This is a genomic window from Nocardia sp. NBC_00508, from assembly GCF_036346875.1.
Classification (GTDB): Bacteria; Actinomycetota; Actinomycetes; order Mycobacteriales; family Mycobacteriaceae; genus Nocardia.
The window spans coordinates 4618911-4636696 of the sequence record NZ_CP107852.1; the positions used below are offsets into that span (position 1 = coordinate 4618911).

Genomic DNA, 17786 nt, shown 5'->3' on the forward strand with positions numbered 1-17786 from the left:
GTCTACCCGGTGAAGCGGGCCGCCCCCGGGAGAGTGACGCTCCCGAACCCTTCTATGACCACGGCGGACTGCGCTGTCCGGGCACCCGACTGGTACGGCCCGAAGACCCAGAGCAGCAGGTGAGCACACGGGTAACTCACCGGGTACGCCCAAAACCCGAGCCGCACCCGACGCAGGACCTGAACGCAAACCCCACGTCACCCGACTGGTACGGCCTGAATACGCGGAGAGGCGGTCAAGCGTTGCCGTTGAAGAGGCCGGTTACCGAGCCGTTCTCGAAGACCTCGCGGATGGTGCGGGCCAGCAGCGGTGCGATGGACAGCACCGTCAACTGGGGGAATTTCTTCTCCTCGCTGATCGGCAGCGTATTCGTCACCACGACCTCTTTGGCGCCGCAGCTGGTCAGGCGCTCAGCGGCGGGCGGGCTCAGCACGCCGTGGGTCGCCGCGATCACCACGTCACCGGCGCCCGCCGCCTGGAGCACCTTGACCGCGCCCGCGATGGTGCCACCGGTGTCGATCATGTCGTCGATCAGGATGCAGGTGCGGCCCTCGACCTCGCCGACCACGCGATTGGACTTCACCTGGTTGGGCACCAGCGGGTCGCGGGTCTTGTGGATGAACGCCAGCGGCGAGCCGCCCAGCGAGTCGGCCCACTTCTCGGCGACGCGCACGCGGCCGGAGTCGGGGGAGACCACGGTGATGTGCTCGAGGCTGTAGTTGTTGCGGATGTACTCCGCCAGCTGCAGCTGAGCGTGCATGTGGTCGACCGGGCCGTCGAAGAAGCCCTGGATCTGGTCGGTGTGCAGGTCGACGGTGATGATCCGGTCCGCGCCCGCGGTCTTCAGCAGATCGGCGACCAGCCGGGCCGAGATCGGCTCGCGGCCGCGGTGCTTCTTGTCCTGGCGGGCGTACGGGTAGAACGGCAGCACGGCGGTGATCCGCTTGGCCGAGCCGCGCTTGAGCGCGTCGATCATGATGAGCTGCTCCATCAGCCACTGGTTCAGCGGCGCGGGGAAGCTCTGCAGGACGAAGGCGTCGGAACCGCGCACCGACTCCTCGAACCGGACGAAGATCTCGCCATTGGCGAAGTCGCGCGCGATCTGCGGCGTGACGTGGACGTCGAGTTCCTTGGCGACCTGCTCGGCCAGCTCAGGATGTGCGCGTCCCGCGAAGAGCATCAGGTTCTTCTGGTTGTCGATCCATGACGCGGTCACTGCTCTTTGCCATCCTTATGCTCTGTTGCCTGACCCGACATCTCTTTGGCCGCGATGGCTTCCGCCGCCGCGCGCGCCGCGCCCGTCCCTGGACGGTGTCGCTGCACCCAGCCCTCAATGTTCTTCTGCGGTCCACCGGACACCGCGAGAGCCCCGGGCGGAACGTTTCTGCGCAGTACAGTACCCGCCGCCGTGTAGGCCCCGTCACCCACCGTCACCGGCGCGACGAACATCGTGTCGCTGCCGGTTCGCACGTGCGAGCCGACCACGGTGTGGTGCTTGCTCACCCCGTCGTAGTTGACGAAGACGCTCGACGCACCGATGTTGCTGTGCTCGCCGATGGTGGCGTCGCCGACGTAGGTCAGATGCGGAACCTTGGAGTGCGCGCCGATCGAGGCGTTCTTGGTCTCCACGAAGGCGCCCAGCTTGCCCGTGTCGCCGACCACGGTGCCCGGGCGCAAGTAGCTGAACGGGCCGATCGAGGCGTTCGGCCCGATGGTCGCGCCCTCGCCGTGGGTGCGGATCACCCGGGCGGCGTCGCCGACCACGACGTCGGTGAGCGTGCTGTCCGGGCCGACCTCGGCATCCTCGCCGATGACCGTGTTGCCGAGCAGCTGCACGCCGGGGCGCAGCACCGCGTCCCTGCCGATCCGCACGCCGGCGTCCACCCAGGTGGAGGCGGGGTCCATGATCGTGACACCCGCGCGCATGTGGCGCTCCAGGATGTACCGATTGAGTGTGCGCGCCGCCGCGGCCAGCTGCACTCGGTCGTTGACACCGGTGACCTTCGCCGCGTCGACCAGACGGGCGCCGTGGACCGGGTGACCGGCTTCGCGAGCCAGGCGCAGCACGTCGGTCAGATACAGCTCGTGCTGGGCGTTGGCGGTGGACAGCCTGCTGATCATGGTGCGCAGCACTGCGGCGTCGAAGGCGTACACGCCGGAATTGACCTCGGTGATCGCGGTCTGCTCCGGGGTGGCGTCGGCGTGCTCGACGATCTCGGCCAGCTGGCCGTCCGCGTCGCGCAAGATCCGGCCGTAGCCGTTCGGGTCCGCGGGTACGAAGGTCAGCACGGTGACCGCGGGACGCTCGGCGTAGCTGCGGTGCTCGTCGAGCAGCGCGGCGAGCGTGTGCCCGTCCAGCAGCGGCACGTCGGCGGAGGTGACCAGCACGTCGCCGGTGAAGCCGACCGGCAGGGCGGCCAGCGCGCACTGCACCGCGTGTCCGGTGCCGAGCTGCTGCTCCTGCACGGCCGGGGTGACCTCTCGGCCCAGATCGTCGGCCACTGCGGTCACCGCCGCGCCGACTTGTTCCCGGTCGTGGCCCACCACGGTGATGAGATATGCGGGGTCGATCTCGTTCGCCGCATGCAGCGCGTGCGCGAGCATGCTCCGACCGGCCAGCGAATGCAGTACCTTAGGGGTCTTCGACCGCATCCGCGTCCCGGCACCGGCTGCGAGAACGACGACGGCGGTCTGCTGTGGCATGGATCTCCCTCGGCTGCCTGTCCTCGTGCTGGGCTGTCGTCGTGCTTGGTCAGCGATGTGCGGGCCAACGATAGTCATCGTGCTGTCGAGCTCCGCCGCCAGGACTCGAACCTGAACTCTCTGAACCAAAATCAGATGTGCTGCCATTACACCACGGCGGATTGCCACACCGGCGGTTCGAGTAAACCCCCGCCGCTGTGCCACGGCACGGGATGAATCCTCGCATACTCTCCCGTCTCCCCGCGAATTTGTAGGCTCCCCCGCCTCTCCGAGTCTTCAGGCCGTACAAGTCGGGTGACGCGAGGGTCGCGTTCAGGTCCTGCGTTGGGTGCCGCTCGGGTTCTGGGCGTACCCGGTGAGTTACCCATGTTCGTGCGAGATCAGTTGTCGCCTGTTCGTGCGAGATCGGCTGTCGCGTGTTCGTGCGAGATCAGGTTGTCGCGTTGAGGGGGCGGGTGTCGTCGGGGTGCTTGGGCCGGTGTCGTAGGTCTGACGATCTGGGGGTATCCCGGTGAGTTGCCCATTTTCGTGCGAGATCAGTTGTCGCGTTGAGAGGGGCGGGTGTCCTCGGGGCGCTGGGGCTGGTGTCGGAGGTTTGACGATCTGGCCGTACGCGGCGAGTTGCCCGTGGTCGGGGTAGGTCGAATGATGTGTCCAGCGGTGATCGCGGGGCGACCGGGGGCGTTGTCGAGCGGTCTGGAACAGTTGTATCCGGACATCGGTGTCGTGCGTCGGAGGTTTCCCGACGTGGCGGCCGATTTCGTACGAACATGGGTAACTCACCGGGTACGCCCAGAACCCGGTGGCACCCGACGCAGGACCTGAACGTAGATCCTGCGCCACCCAACCTGTACGGCCGGAAACCCGGAGAGGCGGAACTGCAGTGTCTTCTGGTGAGTCGCACCGGGTGGTCCGGCCGCGCATGACCGGCACTCAGCGGCGCCAGCAGTTGATCGAGATCGGGCGCGCGCTGTTCGCCGAACGCGGGTACGACGCGACCTCGATCGAGGAGATCGCGCAACGCGCCCAGGTCTCCAAACCCGTGGTGTACGAACACTTCGGCGGCAAAGAGGGGCTGTACGCGGTCGTCGTGGATCGTGAGATGTCGATGCTGCTGGACATGATCACGTCCTCGCTCACCCAGAACCGATCCCGGATCCGGCTGGAACGGGTCGCGCTGGCGCTGCTGACCTACATCGAAGAACGAACCGATGGGTTTCGAATTCTGGTGCGCGATCAGCCCGCCGCCGCCGCCGAAGGCAGGTACTCCAGTTTGCTCAACGAGGCGACCAATCAGGTGGCGCACATTCTGGCGGGCGATTTCGACCGTCGCGGGTTCGACACCAGCCTGTCCACCCTGTATGCGCAGGCGCTCGTCGGGCAGGTCGCCACCGCCGCGACCTGGTGGCTGGACGAGCGCCATCCGTCGAAAGAGGTGGTCGCGGCGCATCTGGTGAACCTGTGCTGGAACGGGCTGAGTCATCTGGAGGCCGATCCGCAGCTGAGCTCGGAATGGCATGCGGAGGCCGGCGAGTGACCCGGATTGTTAACCAGCGAATTGCGCGGTAGGTCTGGCCGAATGCGCGAATTGGCTGCTGGGCGCGCTCCTGGTGGTACGGTTCACCCATCCTCTGGGTGCTGTTCGGGCGGTAAGTCGGTCAACTTCGGGATGTCGGTCTACTTCAGGATGGCTGGTTTTTGGGATGACAGGCGGATCTGATGGCTAGGCAAGCGCGCGCGGAGATCACCCGCGATTCCGTCCTGGCAGGCGCTGCCGATGTCTTTCTGCGCTTGGGATATGCGAATGCGAGCCTGAGCGAGATCATCGCGCAGTCCAACGTGACCAAGGGCGCCTTGTACTTTCACTTCGGCTCGAAGGAAGAGCTGGCCCGCGCCGTGGTCGACCAGGGCAACGAGCGACTCATCAGCTCGTGTCAGGGCTTCTTCGATCCCCGGGTGCCTGCACTGGAAGCGTGCGTCGGCATCACCTACGTCGTCGCCGATCTATCGATGAACGACCCGATGGTCGGCGCCATGCTCAAGCTGACCCACCAGATCGGCGACTACCGCGGCGCGCAGGGCGACAACATCGCCAAGACCTGGGGCGACACCTACCGGCTGCTCGCCGAGCGGGCCATCGCCCAGGGCGACCTGGTCCCCGACCTGGACGCCGATGTCATCGGACTGCTGCTGCAGGAGATGGCCGCAGGCGTGCACATCATCGCCGTAGGCACCGAATCGATCGACCAGATGGCGGTCCGGATGGAGCGTGCCTGGTACTTCCTGCTCCCCGCCCTTGTGCCGCCCGAAAAGCTCTCGTACTTCAGGGAATTCGCGGCCAGACGGTTGCGCCGCTACGTGCCGTAATATTTGGCCGCGACTCCGTCGCGGCGTGTTCGCGGCCCCCTTGTGGCTCGCGTCCGAGCGACCGCCGCTGGCGACTTCGTCGCGGACGCGGCGGCCGCTCGGACGCGAGCCGGGCCGCGAACGGGGAATGCTCGGTCTCGCTTCGCTCGAAAGCGGGAGTGGGGCCTGGTGGTCACGCAATGCGGAAACCACAGCACCTATGTTCGCCGACACCTGTGTGGGCTAGTGGCCGCCGCTGGCGATTCGTCGTGGTCGCGGCGGCTGCTCGGACGCGAGCCGGGCCGCGAACGGGGAATGCTCGGTCTCGCTTCGCTCGAAAGCAGGAGTTCGGCCAGCGTGGTCGCGTGCGGCGACAACCGCCCTACCGGGGTGCCGCCTGCGGGGGCTCGCCGCTGGATGACAGCCGCTGAGAATTGTGGCGCAATATATCTTCGGCAGGGCAGCGCTAGGCTCGGTCGGTTCCGATCCGCTCGTCCTATGGGAGTCGCGCATGCCCGCTTACGTCATCGTCGAGGCCGATGTCCTGGATGAAGAAGTCGGTCTGGAGTACTGGCGGCTGGCGGAGCCGTCGATCCGGCGGTTCGGCGGGCGCTACCTCGTCGCGACCGTGCCGGAGGCAGTCGAGGGCGCATGGCCCGCGGACCGGCGGGCCGTCGTCTTGGAGTTCCCGGATCTGGAGCGGATCCGGGAGTGGTACGACTCCCCGGAGTATTCGGCGGCGCGTGCGGTGCGCAAGTCCGGCGTCGAGGTGCGAATGATCTTCGCGGACGGCGTCCGAGGGTAGGTCTGCCGTGATGGGGCCGGTTCGTCGTGTCGGCGTCCCCAACTAGACTCGGTTGGCCGCCGGATCCGCCCCGCTTGTGTTCAGGAGTCCTTCATGCCCACCCATCGTCCACCACTCGCGGGACTCGTCGCGGCCGCCGGCGTCGATGCCGCACTGCAGACGGTCGCCGGGCTGATCGGCAAGTCCGCGGTCGAGTTGGTGGCGCCGTCGGCGGTGCGGCCGTTCGTCGCCGCGACCATCGCGGCCGGCGAACCGCTGGTGGTGGTCACCGCGACGGGGCGCGAGGCCGACGATCTGACCGTCGAGCTGGAGGAGATGCTCGGTCCGGCGGTCGCGCAGTTCCCGTCCTGGGAGACGCTGCCGCACGAACGGCTCTCGCCCGGCGCGGACACGGTGGGGCGCAGGCTGGAGGTGCTGCGCCGGATCGCGCACCCCGACGATCCGCATTCCCCCGCGCCGCTGCGGGTGGTGGTGACCACGGTGCGATCGTTGATGCAGCCGATGGCGGGCGGGCTCGGCGATATCGAGCCGATCGTGCTGCGCGTCGGCATCGAGCTGGACTTCGACGAATTGCTCACCCGGCTGGTCGAATTCGCCTACACGCGGGTCGACATGGTGGGCAAGCGCGGCGAGTTCGCGGTGCGTGGCGGCATCCTGGACGTCTTTCCGCCGACCGCGGACCACCCGGTACGCGTGGAGTTCTGGGGCGACGAGATCACCGAGCTGCGGCCGTTCGCCGTCGCCGACCAGCGCTCGCTGCCGGATGTCACGGCGGACGTGGTCGTCGCGCCGCCGTGCCGCGAACTGCTGCTCACCGCCGCCGTGCGCGAGCGCGCCGCCGAGGTGGCCGTCGCCAACGCGGCCGATGCGGCGCTGGCCGAGATGCTGGAGAAACTGGCCAACGGCGTCCCGGTGGATGGTATGGAGGCGCTGTTGCCGGTGCTGCAACCCGGGGAGCTGCGCCTGCTCACCGAGGTGCTGCCGGAGGGCACGCACGTGCTGCTGTGCGATCCGGAGAAGATTCGCACCCGTGCGGCCGACCTGGTGCGTACCGGCGAGGAATTCTTGGAGGCATCCTGGACGGCGGCCTCGTTCGGTGGCGCGGCCCCGCTCGGCGGGCACGGCCTCGACCTGGCCGCCTCGGCTTACCGCCCGCTGCCCGAGATCCATGCCAGCGCCGACCGGCAGGGCCTGCCCTGGTGGTCGCTGAGCCCGCTCGCGTCCGGCGACTCGTCCGAGGTCGTGCTGCCGGTACTGCCCGGCCCGGCCGCACGCGGGTCCGACGAACTGGTGGCGACGCTGTTCGCCTCGATGCGCGCGCACGTGGCCACCGGCGGCAGGGCGGTCGTGGTCGTCGCAGGACACGGCACCGCGCAGCGCATTCTGGAACGGCTGGCCGATGCCGACGTCCCCGCCGCCGCGCTGGAGACGGGAGCCGAGCCGAACGAAGGCGTGGTCGGCGTGCTGTGCGGTTCGCTGCACGACGGCCTGGTATTCGAGAACGCCGGATTGGTAGTGGTCGCGGAGTCCGACCTCACCGGCAACCGGGTCACCGCGCCGACCGAGGGCAAGCGGATGCCCGCCAAGCGCCGCAACCAGGTCGACCCGCTCGCCCTGAACGCGGGCGACATGGTGGTGCACGACCAGCACGGCATCGGCAAGTTCGTGGAGATGATCGAGCGCACCGTCGGCGGGGCCCGCCGCGAGTATCTGGTGATCGAGTACGCGCCGAGCAAGCGCGGCCAGCCCGGCGACCGGTTGTTCGTGCCGATGGAATCGCTCGACCAGCTCTCCCGCTACGTCGGCGGCGAGATGCCGAGCCTGTCCAGGCTCGGCGGCTCGGACTGGGCCAACACGAAACGCAAGGCGCGCAAGGCCGTTCGCGAGATCGCGGGCGAACTCGTGCAGCTGTACGCCGCCCGGCAGGCCGCTCCCGGCCACGCGTTCGGGACGGACACGCCGTGGCAGCAGGAGATGGAGGACGCGTTCGCGTTCACCGAGACCGTCGATCAGATGACCGCCATCGCCGAGGTGAAGGCGGACATGGAGAAGCCGGTCCCGATGGACCGCGTGGTCTGCGGTGACGTCGGCTACGGCAAGACCGAGATCGCCGTGCGCGCGGCGTTCAAGGCCGTGCAGGACGGCAAGCAGGTCGTCGTGCTGGTGCCGACCACGCTGCTCGCGCAGCAGCACTTACAGACCTTCACCGAGCGCGTCGCGGGCTTCCCGATCACCGTGAAGGGCCTGTCCCGCTTCACCGATCCCGCCGACGCCCGCGCCGTGCTGGAAGGAATGGCCGAGGGGAGCGTCGACATAGTGGTCGGCACGCACCGGCTGTTGCAGACCGGTGTCCGCTGGAAGGACCTCGGCCTCGTCGTGGTCGACGAGGAGCAGCGGTTCGGCGTCGAGCACAAGGAACACATCAAGGCGCTGCGCACGCACGTCGACGTGCTCACCATGTCGGCCACGCCGATCCCGCGCACGCTGGAGATGAGCCTGGCCGGTATTCGCGAGATGTCGACCATCCTCACCCCGCCGGAGGAGCGTCACCCGGTGCTCACCTACGTCGGCGGCTACAACGACAAGCAGGTCACCGCGGCCATTCGCCGCGAGCTGCTGCGCGACGGCCAGGTGTTCTACGTGCACAACCGGGTGTCATCGATCGACAAGGCGGCCAAGCGGATTCGCGACCTGGTGCCGGAGGCGCGCGTGGTCGTCGCGCACGGCCAGATGAACGAGGACGCGCTGGAGTCCACCGTGCAGGGCTTCTGGCAGCGCGAGTACGACGTGCTGGTGTGCACCACGATCATCGAGACCGGCCTGGACATCTCCAACGCCAACACGCTGCTCGTGGAACGCGCCGACGCGCTGGGACTTTCGCAGCTGCACCAGCTGCGCGGCCGGGTCGGACGCAGCCGGGAACGCGGGTATGCCTACTTCCTGTACCCGCCGGAGAAGCCGCTCACCGAGACCGCCTACGACCGCTTGGCCACCATCTCGCAGAACTCCGATCTGGGCGCGGGCATGGCGGTCGCGATGAAGGACCTGGAGATCCGCGGCGCGGGCAACGTGCTCGGCGCCGAACAGTCCGGCCATGTCGCGGGCGTCGGCTTCGATCTGTATGTCCGTCTGGTGGGCGAGGCGGTCGAGGCCTACCGCGCCGCGGCCGATGGGAAGCCGATCACCAGCCAGGAAGTCAAGGAGGTGCGCATCGATTTGCCCGTCGACGCGCACATCCCGCCCGACTACGTCGCCAGCGATCGGCTTCGCCTGGAGGCGTACCGCAAACTGGCCGCCGCCCAGGACGATCCGGCCCTGGCGCTGGTGGTGGAGGAGCTCGTGGACCGCTACGGCCCATTGCCGGTCGAGGTCGGCCGCCTGGTCTCGGTGGCCAAGCTGCGGTTGCTCGCCCGCGAATACGAGGTCGCCGAGATCGCGGTCACCGGAACGACTTTGAAGATCTCGCCGCTGCATCTGCCGGATTCCAAGCAGCTGCGGCTCAAGCGGCTCTTCCCGAGCGCCGGATACCGCGCCGCGTCGGGCGTGGTGCAGCTGCCGCTGCCGCGCGTGCAGGATAGCGTCGGCGCCGAGCGGGTTCGCGATGTCGTGCTACTCCAGTTCGTCGCCGACCTGCTGCTGGCACTGGACGGAAAGGCACAGGGAGCAGTCGACCTCACCGTGGCTGCCGAGTTGGCCCCCCGATGAGCTCGTCGGATCGCGAGGAATCCGTCCTGCGCGGGGCGCCGTCCAACGGTGTGGATCGTCCCGCGCCGGGCGGCGAGCCGACTGCGCGGACCGACACGGCAGTGGTCGCGGCGGGTCTGGCCGGAGCCGTCGAGGTCATGGACCGGCTCTGGCATTTCGGTGGCTGGGAGGTCACCCAGACACACGACTCCCTGCGCCCGTACCTGCTCGAGGAGACCTACGAACTGCTCGACGCCATCCAGAACGACGACGCCGAGACGATCAAGGAAGAACTCGGCGATCTCCTGCTCCAAGTGCTCTTCCATTCCCGGATCGCCCAGGCCGCAGGCGAATTCACCGTCGACGATGTCGCCGCCGCCTTGGTCGCCAAACTGGTCAACCGCAGCCCGCACCTCGCTGACTCCGCGACCGATCCCGATGCCTCGGTGGAGGAAAAGATCGCCGCCCAGGAACGCGCTTGGGAGGAGCGCAAATCCGCCGAGAAGTCCCGCCGCTCCTGCCTGGACGGCATCGCCATGGCCCAACCCGCCCTGGCCCTGGCCGAGAAGATCATCTCCCGCGCGACCAAGGCGGGCCTCCCACCTGACCTCATCCCCGAACCCCTGCGGATAGTCCACCTCGGCGGGGCCGAAAGCGCTGAGGAACGCCTCCGCAAAGCGACGCTGGATTTCGCCGTCGCCATCCGCGCGGCCGAGGACGCGGCAGAGCGGGCCCGGGGAGTTCGGCTCGCTCTCCCTACCGATGACTGGCGTGAGTTCTGGCCGTAATCGGCACCGTCGTTTCCACGGGTGCGCCGAACCAGCCGGAGAGCGCTTCTCGCAGCCCGATCGCGGCGGTGTCGGTGGGTTCGTCGATAGTTGCGGCCCAGGCGATGTGGGCGTCCGGGCGGATCAGCATGGCGTCGGCTGGTCGGTTATCGGTTTTGGCGGTGCGGATGTCTATCCGATGCTGCCAGTCTCGGGCGATCTCGCGGAGGTCTTGACGGTCGGCGAGGTCGAGCAGGACGGGCCGTGCGGTCCGCATGAGTTCCGCGGCGCTGGTGATGCCCTGGTCGGTGTGCAAGGTGAGTTCGGGTGCGAAGGTGCCGGCCAAGGCGTGCTGGCCGGAGCCCGGCATCGGATAGCGAATGTCGGTGTGGCCGACCAAAGCCCCCATCCGGCGCAATGCCGGCTCGTCGGCGACCAGTTCCTGGAAGACTTGCCGAAGCGCTTCGGCGGCCGGGTCTTGTCCGCGCCGCAGTGCCACCTGGGCCCGGGTCTGTAGCCGCGCCCGCGCACCGGCGAAGTGGCGTTCGTCGTGATAGGTGTCCAGCAGGCCGGCCGGCGCCCAGCCGTGGATGTCGGCGCCCAGCTTCCAAGCGAGGTTGACCGTGTCGAGCATGCCGACATTGAGCGCGGTGCCTGTGGCGGGGAACAGGTGGGCCGCATCGCCGGCCAGCAGGATCCGCCCGGCGCGGTATCGTTCGGCCTGCCGATCCTTGAAGGTGTAGCGGGTCAGCCGAGTCGGTTCTCCCAACGGGAGATCCGCCCCGAGCACGCGGCGAGCACTGTCTCCGAGTTCGGTCAGGGTCAGCGGCTCGTCGTCGTAGTACTCGGTGGACTCGTCTTCGGTGGTTTGGAGGGACAGAACCCCGGAGCTGACCGCGAACGCGAACACACCGCGGTCTGTTCGCGTGAAACCCGCATGGATCGTGCCCAGCCCGGGGACGTCGATGTCGCCGTTGTCCAGCACGGTCACCGAATCATGCACGGTGACCTGGGCAAGCCTGTTGACCTCTGGATATGTGGTGCCGGGGAACGCGATTCCGGCCATGTCGCGGATCCGGCTGTGCCCGCCGTCGCAGCCCACCAGGTATCGGGCGGTCACCTGGTACGGTCCGTCCGGCCCGCGCACGTCCGCGGTCACCGTGGCATCGTCCTGGCTCACCCCGACCACCTCGTGTGCGCGACGGATGTCGGCGCCGAGTTCGCGGGCTCGTTCGTCGAGCAGTCGCTCGATTTCCAGTTGTGGGAGCGGCAACGCCCGCATCGGGGGGTCTGCCAGGTGGGTGAAGTCCAAATACATATTGCCGAAGGGAAATCGAGGAGCCACGTTGGGGTTGCTGCTGGCTGCCTCGAATCGGTCCAGCATGCCCCGGTAGCGCAGCAAGTGCAGGATCCGCCCGCCGAGACCGCTGGCCTTGGGGGTGTCTCGGGGCTGCGGCTGCCGCTCCAGTACCAGCGGCCGCACTCCGGCCAGGCGCAGTTCACCGGCCAGCATCAGTCCGGTCGGCCCTGCGCCCACGATGATCACGTCGGTATCCACCACCGGCCGCTCCCCTCGGAGTGTTTCGTCGCGTCCCCGCTCGTCCCGATCGTGAACAACACCCATTCGCTACTCCCATGTCCGCAGGTTCGGCCTAGGCCAGCGAGTATGCAGCACACCCTTGGTCTTGCCGCAAGACCACCGGTGCGCTATAGATTGTGAGTGGGAAACAGTTCCCTATAGGCCTCCGATACAGCCGCGCGGAACTGAAGAGTCCTTCACCCTTTTCGGATCGGTGTTCGGGGCTGCGAGACCGCTACGCGTGCGCAGCGATCCGCCGGTCGATCACCGACAGCGCGAACTCCGCCCAGCGGATGTTCTCCTGTTCGAAGGAGATTCCGCGCAGCAGGGTGAGGTACGGGCCGACTCGTTCGGCCTCGGCCAGGTACGCCTGTTCGCTGCGCCCGTTCAGCAGCCGAGAGCGCAGGCGTTCGTATCGCGCCAGTTTCGCCTTCGACCACTCGAGGCGCTCCGCCACCGTGGCGCGCACTGCCGGGGCGTCCTCGACGTCCATGCCCTGGACCTTGACCATCATCTCGTCGCGGATGGCGGTGGCTTTGGGGGGCTCGGCGATGAACTCGTGCAGTGCCGCCCGTCCGGCCGGGGTCAGGGAGTGCAGGCGCTTGTTGGGGCGGCGCTCCTGTTGCACGACCCGGGTCTCGATGAGGCCATCGGTCGCCATGCGTTCCAGTTCCTTGTAGAGCTGCTGCGGCGTGGCCATCCAGAAGTTGGCCACCGAGGCATCGAAGCCTTTGGCCAGGTCATAGCCGGACGCCTCGCCCTCCAACAGGGCGGCCAACACCGCGTTACGTAGCGCCATCCCGTCAGGCTACCACCTGGCGCGATTATTCAAGTTTTTGTCCTATTCGCTCTGGACACGAGCTGTTGCTGGTACTACCGTTCGATTCACCTATTCAATTAATTGTGTATGAAAGGTGGGAGGCATGCATCCCTTCCGTGCAGCCGTCGAAGCCCGCGACGAGGCCGCCGTCGAGGCGCTGCTGGCCGACGACGTGGTGTTCACCAGTCCGGTGGCGTTCAAGCCGTATCCGGGCAAGGCGCTCACCGCGGCCATCCTGCGCGCAGTGCTCCGGGTCGTCGAGGACTTCCGCTATGTGCGGGAGATCGCCGACGCCGACGGTCGCGATCACGCGTTCGTGTTCGAGGCGACTTTGGACGGCAAACAGCTGACCGGCTGCGACTTCCTGCACTTCGACGAGAACGGCAAGATCGACGACTTCATGGTCATGGTGCGGCCGCTGACGGCGGCGCAGGCGCTTGCCGCGCGGATGGGCGAGCAGTTCGAGCGCGTCAAGGCCGAGGCCACCGAGCAGGTGCTGCGCGAAAGGGCGGACGCGTGAGCGACTACGACGTCATCGTCATCGGCGCGGGCAATGCCGGGCTGACCGCCGCCGCCACTGTGCAACGAGCGGGCGCGCGCACCCTGCTGCTGGAGCGGCACAACCTTCCGGGCGGCTGTGGCACCTCCTTTCGCCGTGGACGTTTCGAATTCGAAGTCGCCCTGCACCAGCTTTCCGGCGTGGGAGTGGAGGGGCAGCCGATCTCCTTGCGGGAAGGCCTGTTCCAGCAGCTGGGTATCGCAGACAAGCTGGAGTTCGTGCAGGAGCACGACATCTACCGCGCGGTGATTCCCGGCCAGCTGGATCTGACCCTGCCTGCGGACTGGGACGCCGCGATCGAGGCCATCGAGTCCGAGTTCCCCGGCAATCGCAACCGGGCGGCGAAGTTCTTCGACCTGCTGAAGCAGGTGGCGTTCTGGCAGATCGCCGCCATGCGGAACATGCCGGTCGAGCAGATCGACCCGGTGCTGTTCAAGTATGGGCTGCGTCCGATGAAGGATGTTCTCGACGAGTACTTCGACGACGACCGGATCAAGGTCGCCCTCGGCATGTACTGGACCTATCTCGGTCAGCCGCCGTCGAAGCTGCGGTTCCAGGATCTGGCGTTGACGCTGTTCGCCTACTTCGAGTTCAAGCCCTGGCATGTGCGCGGCGGCTCGCAGGCCATGTCCACCGCCATCCTCGACGCGTTCCTCTCCGCCGGTGGCGAGGTGCGGTTCAACACCGCCGTCGACGCCATCCTCACCGCGGGCGGGCGGGCGCTCGGCGTGCGGCTCGAGGACGGCACCGAGGTCACCGCAGCCGATGTCGTGTCCAACGCGTCGCTGCCGACCACCTACGGCATGCTCGAGGGCATCGATATACCCGCGGCGGTACGAGACGACCTGTCCACCAGGCGAATCGGCGTCTCCGGCTTCGTCCTGCACATGGGTCTGGACGCCACACCCGCCGAGCTCGGGTTCACCACCAGCACCACATTCGTCAACATGGACACCGACGACGATCGCACCTACAACGCGTGGAGGTCCTTCGAACCGGCGCGCGGCATCTGCGTCAGCTCCTACGATGTGGTCCCCATCGGGTTCGCGCCCGCAGGCGCCACCCATGTCAGCCTGATGACGTTGCAGTACGCCGACATCTGGCGCAATGTCGCTCCGTCGGAGTACGCGCGCACGAAGTTCGCCTACGCCGAAACCTTGCTCGACCTGTGCGAAACGATCACCCCCGGCATCCGCGACGCCATCGAGGAAATCGATGTCGCCACGCCGTTGACGATGATGCGTTATCTCGGCCACCCCGGCGGCGCCATCTACGGCTACGACCAGGACGCCACCGAAGGCTGGCTGTTCCGCAACAGCGAACGCCGAACCCATGTCCCCGGACTGCATCTGGCCGGTTCCTGGGCGGGCATCGGCGGCTTCCAGCCCACTCTCGAAGCGGGCGCCCGCGTCGCCCGACGCCTGCTGCGCACCAAGGCCGCCTGAACGGAGCAACCATGAAACACCCTCTGGCAGAACAATTCGACGGCGCGGCGGAGATCATCGCCGAGATCGATTCCCGCGTTCCCGACACCCGCGACTACCTCGCCGAAACCCGCGCCACCGTCGACACCTATCACCCCAAGCGGCTGCAACTGGTCGTCACCGCGATCATCGACGAGACGGCCACCACCAAGACCTTCCGGATGAGCAGCCTCGACGAGGCCGAACTGCCGCCGTTCCTGGCCGGGCAGTACGTCAACGTCTTCGTCGACGGCACCAGCCGCCCGTACGCCATCTCCTCCAGCCCCACCCGCCGCGACTACTACGACCTCACCGTGCGCCGCGTCCCCGGCGGCCGCATCGGCAACCTGCTCCTCGATACCGTCCAGATCGGGCAGGTGCTGACCACCACCGGACCGATGGGCACCTTCCACCACAATCCGCTCTTCCACGGCAACGACGTGGTCTTCCTGGCGGGCGGGTCCGGTGTCGCCCCGGCCATGAGCATGCTGCGCGAACTCGCCGACCTCGGCCTGGACCGCACCTTCCACCTGATCTACGGTTCCCGCAACGCCTCCGACGTCATCTTCCGGGACGAACTCGACGCTCTCGCCGCCGCACGCCCCACCATCCGCGTTGACCACGTCATCGCCGAGCCCGACGCCGACTGGACCGGAGCCACCGGTTTCCTCACCGCGGACACGATCGAGAACCTCGTCGGCGCGCTCGACGACCGGATGGTCTACGTCTGCGGGCCGCAGGCTCTCTACCCCTACGCGCTCGACCAATTGACCGCGCTCGGTCATCCCCGCAAGCGCATCCGCTTCGAAGCCAACGGCGCACCCAACGACCCCACCGCCCAATCACATTGGCCCGCCGGGGTGGACCCGGCCGAGGAGGTCACCGTCACCGTCGGCGGCTCCTCCTTCCGCACCCCACGCAACCGTCCGCTTCTGGATGCGCTGGAGGACAACGGCATTCGCCCCGAAGCGGCGTGCCGCTCCGGCGAGTGCAGCCTGTGCCGTCTGCGGGTGGTCAAGGGGCAGGTGCACACTGCCGAGGAAGCCAAACTCCGCCTGTCCGACGCTCAGTTCGGCTACACCCACTCCTGCGTCGCCTACCCGATCACCGACGCGGAGCTCGAACTGTGACCGTGCACGGTCCGGGTCCCTACTTCCGCGTTGTGTGATCCGCTGTCGGCTCCGTAGGAGTCGGCGACAGGTTCTTTCGAGACCCGACCGGATTCCGGATGTTCGGCGGCGGTATTGCGGTCCATGCGCGCAGCCGGACCGATCCTGTCGAACTCGGGTGCCAGCTGCTCGTCTTTATGCTTGACCTGCGCAAGGCCGTCCCATATCGCGTGCGGGAATTCGTGGTGTGTCTCGCTGATTCGCGGGGCTGCTCTACCAACAACCCCGTCGGCGATGCGCTTGGCTGCCTGGAGTATTTTCGCGATGATCTCGCCGCCGCCCGACCCGCTCATCGAAGGTTTCCTGTCGCCGTGGCCGGGCGACCAGTCCACGCCGTCGCCGACGGCTGCGACCATGATGAACACATGCGTGCACAGCACAAGGAATGGGATCGGACGACCAGCGGCAGCAGGGACATTATCCGACCTATCGGAACGCGGAAATGTTCTGGGAAACCCAGTCGCGGAACGTCTGAGCCGGGGAGCGGGTTACCCGAGCGACTGTGTCACGGACCGCCAGCAGCTCGTCGTTGGTGTCACCGCCCATGACATCGAGAAGCGCGTCGGCTGTTTGCGCTCCCATACCCGGAATCATCCGTTCGCGCGCTTGCCCACGGCTGATCTCGGTGACCGAGAGTGGATGTCCGAGGACCGAAGCGATGGTTTCGACCTGCTGGCGAGGAGTTGTCAGCTCCGGTCCGGTCAGGGCGTATTCGCGTCCTCGATGCCCGGGTTCGGTCAACGCCGTACGGGCCACGCGCGCGATATCACCGGGATGAACGGTGGGCAGACCGACGTCGGCGAAGGGGACCTCCACACCACCGCGTTCACGGATCGAGTCCGTCCACCACAAGGCGTTGGACGCGAACTGGGTGGGGCGCAAGATGGTCCAGTCCATGCCGCTGGTCTCGAGCAGTTGTTCCACCGCGGCGTTCTCCTGCGCTGGTCCCAGATGGGGATGCGTTTGCACAGTGATGGACGACACCAGCACGACATGCTCGACGCCCGCACGCCGGGCCGACGACAGGATGCCTGCATCGTCCCCGATGCGTGACACCAGGAACAACGCGGTCGCGCCCTCGACCGCGGGCCGCAGCGAGTCCGCATGCCGCAGATCGGCCTGGAACGGCTCGACCCCTTCGGGCAGCCCAACGGAGGCTGCGTTGCGGGTCGCCGCTCGCACGCGGACCTCACCATGCTCAGCCAGTTGTGTCAGCAGTGCTCTGCCGATGTTGCCAGTCGAGCCGGTCACCAGAATCGTCTTCGCCGACGTTTGCGTGTTGATCATGGACGCAAAGCTAGAACCTCAACATAAGTTGAGGTCAAACGACCTGCCGCAACACCCGCTCCACACGACCGGCAGCCTCCGACTCGACTGCGCACCCATCAAATCCGAAATCTAGATCCGGGTCTTTCACGGCCATGCCTTTCTCGCGACGCAGGCGCGTATCGTCTCGACGATCAACAGCCCGGACGGCCGGAAGGAGTCGCGCGGCGCGACGACCCACTGCCGGTACACGGCGTGGGCGTCGGCAGGTGAGGGCAAGGCGATGTCGCCGCCTATCGGGACGACGGACACGTCGAGGCGGAAGAGTTCGGCGAACAGACGGATGTCGTCGGGCAGGTCGGGGCGGATCAGGTAGGTCCAGCGTCCGGATCGGACGTGGGCGATGACCGGCCCGAGCGCAAAACGATTGTGGAGCAGGTTGTCTCGCACTTGCTGCCCGAGCCTAGCGGGCATGGTGATGCCGCCGATCATTCCGGACCGGACGACGATGTGGCCGTTCTCCGGATGGATTGCAGCCGGAATGCCGCAGGTGCGTCGGTAGTAGGCGCACCGAGAAGTCGGCGTGTCCGCGAACGCGGAATCGTCCATACGAGCCTTCCTCGGG

General features: G+C 67.4%; 15 protein-coding genes and 1 tRNA gene. 8 read left to right on the forward strand and 8 right to left on the reverse strand.

The genetic code is table 11. The annotated features are described in order from the left end of the window. Nucleotides 1-235 precede the first annotated feature (235 nt). The 3 genes from OHA40_RS20425 to OHA40_RS20435 form a co-directional block, all read right to left on the reverse strand. Nucleotides 236-1216 (reverse strand): ribose-phosphate diphosphokinase, encoded by a 981-nt coding sequence (locus OHA40_RS20425; RefSeq protein ID WP_330228500.1) that lies wholly within the window; start codon nt 1214-1216, stop codon nt 236-238. After that, entirely contained in the window at nt 1213-2703 is a 1491-nt protein-coding gene (gene glmU, locus OHA40_RS20430) for a bifunctional UDP-N-acetylglucosamine diphosphorylase/glucosamine-1-phosphate N-acetyltransferase GlmU (protein WP_330228501.1), read from the reverse strand. Before glmU ends, OHA40_RS20425 begins: the two co-directional genes overlap by 4 nt. A 90-nt stretch (nt 2704-2793) precedes the next feature. Continuing rightward, a tRNA-Gln gene (locus OHA40_RS20435) sits at nt 2794-2864 on the reverse strand. A gap of 761 nt (nt 2865-3625) precedes the next feature. On the opposite strand from OHA40_RS20435, the gene OHA40_RS20440 reads away from it, so the two are divergent. The 5 genes from OHA40_RS20440 to OHA40_RS20460 all read left to right on the forward strand — a co-directional run bounded on the left by OHA40_RS20440 (nt 3626) and on the right by OHA40_RS20460 (nt 10326). Further along, the gene (locus OHA40_RS20440) at nt 3626-4240 is read left to right on the forward strand and encodes a TetR/AcrR family transcriptional regulator (RefSeq protein WP_330234293.1); all 615 of its coding nucleotides are present in this window, start codon (nt 3626-3628) and stop codon (nt 4238-4240) included. Nucleotides 4241-4422: 182 nt separating this feature from the next. Next, the gene (locus OHA40_RS20445; protein ID WP_330228502.1) at nt 4423-5070 is read left to right on the forward strand and encodes a TetR/AcrR family transcriptional regulator; all 648 of its coding nucleotides are present in this window, start codon (nt 4423-4425) and stop codon (nt 5068-5070) included. Nucleotides 5071-5560: 490 nt separating this feature from the next. Continuing rightward, nucleotides 5561-5854 (forward strand): DUF1330 domain-containing protein, encoded by a 294-nt coding sequence (locus tag OHA40_RS20450; RefSeq protein ID WP_330228503.1) that lies wholly within the window; start codon nt 5561-5563, stop codon nt 5852-5854. 93 nt (nt 5855-5947) lie between these two features. Next, complete coding sequence (gene mfd, locus OHA40_RS20455) at nt 5948-9559, forward strand: transcription-repair coupling factor (protein WP_330228504.1); 3612 nt, start codon at nt 5948-5950, stop codon at nt 9557-9559. Beyond that, entirely contained in the window at nt 9556-10326 is a 771-nt protein-coding gene (locus OHA40_RS20460) for a MazG family protein (RefSeq protein ID WP_442943772.1), read from the forward strand. The genes mfd and OHA40_RS20460 overlap by 4 nt, the downstream gene beginning before the upstream one ends. Here OHA40_RS20460 and OHA40_RS20465 read toward each other — a convergent pair. Further along, nucleotides 10295-11929, reverse strand: a complete 1635-nt coding sequence (locus OHA40_RS20465) for an FAD-dependent monooxygenase (RefSeq protein ID WP_330228505.1) — start codon at nt 11927-11929, stop codon at nt 10295-10297. The two genes, OHA40_RS20460 and OHA40_RS20465, sit on opposite strands and share 32 nt — an antisense overlap. Nucleotides 11930-12119: 190 nt before the next feature. Beyond that, nucleotides 12120-12683 carry a PadR family transcriptional regulator gene (locus OHA40_RS20470; RefSeq protein ID WP_330228506.1) on the reverse strand — a complete coding sequence of 188 codons (564 nt, stop codon included), beginning with the start codon at nt 12681-12683 and terminating at the stop codon, nt 12120-12122. A gap of 124 nt (nt 12684-12807) precedes the next feature. Here OHA40_RS20470 and OHA40_RS20475 point away from each other — a divergent pair, with 124 nt between their 5' ends. Genes OHA40_RS20475 through OHA40_RS20485 form a run of 3 tightly spaced genes read left to right on the forward strand, consistent with a single transcriptional unit; the run spans nt 12808 to nt 15856 of the window. Beyond that, on the forward strand, nt 12808-13224 hold the full coding sequence (locus tag OHA40_RS20475; protein ID WP_330228507.1) for a nuclear transport factor 2 family protein: 417 nt from the start codon (nt 12808-12810) through the stop codon (nt 13222-13224). Next, entirely contained in the window at nt 13221-14708 is a 1488-nt protein-coding gene (locus tag OHA40_RS20480) for a phytoene desaturase family protein (protein WP_330228508.1), read from the forward strand. The genes OHA40_RS20475 and OHA40_RS20480 overlap by 4 nt, the downstream gene beginning before the upstream one ends. An 11-nt stretch (nt 14709-14719) precedes the next feature. Beyond that, nucleotides 14720-15856, forward strand: a complete 1137-nt coding sequence (locus OHA40_RS20485) for an FAD-binding oxidoreductase (RefSeq protein ID WP_330228509.1) — start codon at nt 14720-14722, stop codon at nt 15854-15856. On the opposite strand, the gene OHA40_RS20490 is transcribed toward OHA40_RS20485, so the two are convergent. From OHA40_RS20490 to OHA40_RS20500, 3 genes are all read right to left on the reverse strand, one after another. Next, complete coding sequence (locus tag OHA40_RS20490) at nt 15823-16251, reverse strand: hypothetical protein (protein ID WP_330228510.1); 429 nt, start codon at nt 16249-16251, stop codon at nt 15823-15825. The two genes, OHA40_RS20485 and OHA40_RS20490, sit on opposite strands and share 34 nt — an antisense overlap. A gap of 70 nt (nt 16252-16321) precedes the next feature. Then, a complete protein-coding gene (locus OHA40_RS20495) occupies nt 16322-17182 on the reverse strand; it encodes an SDR family oxidoreductase (RefSeq protein WP_330228511.1) in 861 nt (286 codons plus the stop codon). A 126-nt stretch (nt 17183-17308) separates the two neighbouring features. Beyond that, nucleotides 17309-17770 (reverse strand): DNA-directed RNA polymerase subunit beta, encoded by a 462-nt coding sequence (locus tag OHA40_RS20500; protein WP_330228512.1) that lies wholly within the window; start codon nt 17768-17770, stop codon nt 17309-17311. Between the last annotated feature and the right edge of the window lie 16 nt (nt 17771-17786).

Bases quoted from the DNA above. Each gene is read 5' to 3' on its own strand.
- OHA40_RS20460 (WP_442943772.1), top strand. From the start codon at position 9,556: ATGAGCTCGTCGGATCGCGAGGAATCCGTCCTGCGCGGGGCGCCGTCC.
- OHA40_RS20495 (WP_330228511.1), bottom strand. From the start codon at position 17,182: ATGATCAACACGCAAACGTCGGCGAAGACGATTCTGGTGACCGGCTCG.
- glmU (WP_330228501.1), bottom strand. From the start codon at position 2,703: ATGCCACAGCAGACCGCCGTCGTCGTTCTCGCAGCCGGTGCCGGGACG.
- mfd (WP_330228504.1), top strand. From the start codon at position 5,948: ATGCCCACCCATCGTCCACCACTCGCGGGACTCGTCGCGGCCGCCGGC.
- OHA40_RS20465 (WP_330228505.1), bottom strand. From the start codon at position 11,929: ATGGGTGTTGTTCACGATCGGGACGAGCGGGGACGCGACGAAACACTC.
- OHA40_RS20475 (WP_330228507.1), top strand. From the start codon at position 12,808: ATGCATCCCTTCCGTGCAGCCGTCGAAGCCCGCGACGAGGCCGCCGTC.
- OHA40_RS20470 (WP_330228506.1), bottom strand. From the start codon at position 12,683: ATGGCGCTACGTAACGCGGTGTTGGCCGCCCTGTTGGAGGGCGAGGCG.
- OHA40_RS20485 (WP_330228509.1), top strand. From the start codon at position 14,720: ATGAAACACCCTCTGGCAGAACAATTCGACGGCGCGGCGGAGATCATC.
- OHA40_RS20490 (WP_330228510.1), bottom strand. From the start codon at position 16,251: ATGGTCGCAGCCGTCGGCGACGGCGTGGACTGGTCGCCCGGCCACGGC.
- OHA40_RS20445 (WP_330228502.1), top strand. From the start codon at position 4,423: ATGGCTAGGCAAGCGCGCGCGGAGATCACCCGCGATTCCGTCCTGGCA.
- OHA40_RS20440 (WP_330234293.1), top strand. From the start codon at position 3,626: ATGACCGGCACTCAGCGGCGCCAGCAGTTGATCGAGATCGGGCGCGCG.
- OHA40_RS20450 (WP_330228503.1), top strand. From the start codon at position 5,561: ATGCCCGCTTACGTCATCGTCGAGGCCGATGTCCTGGATGAAGAAGTC.
- OHA40_RS20500 (WP_330228512.1), bottom strand. From the start codon at position 17,770: ATGGACGATTCCGCGTTCGCGGACACGCCGACTTCTCGGTGCGCCTAC.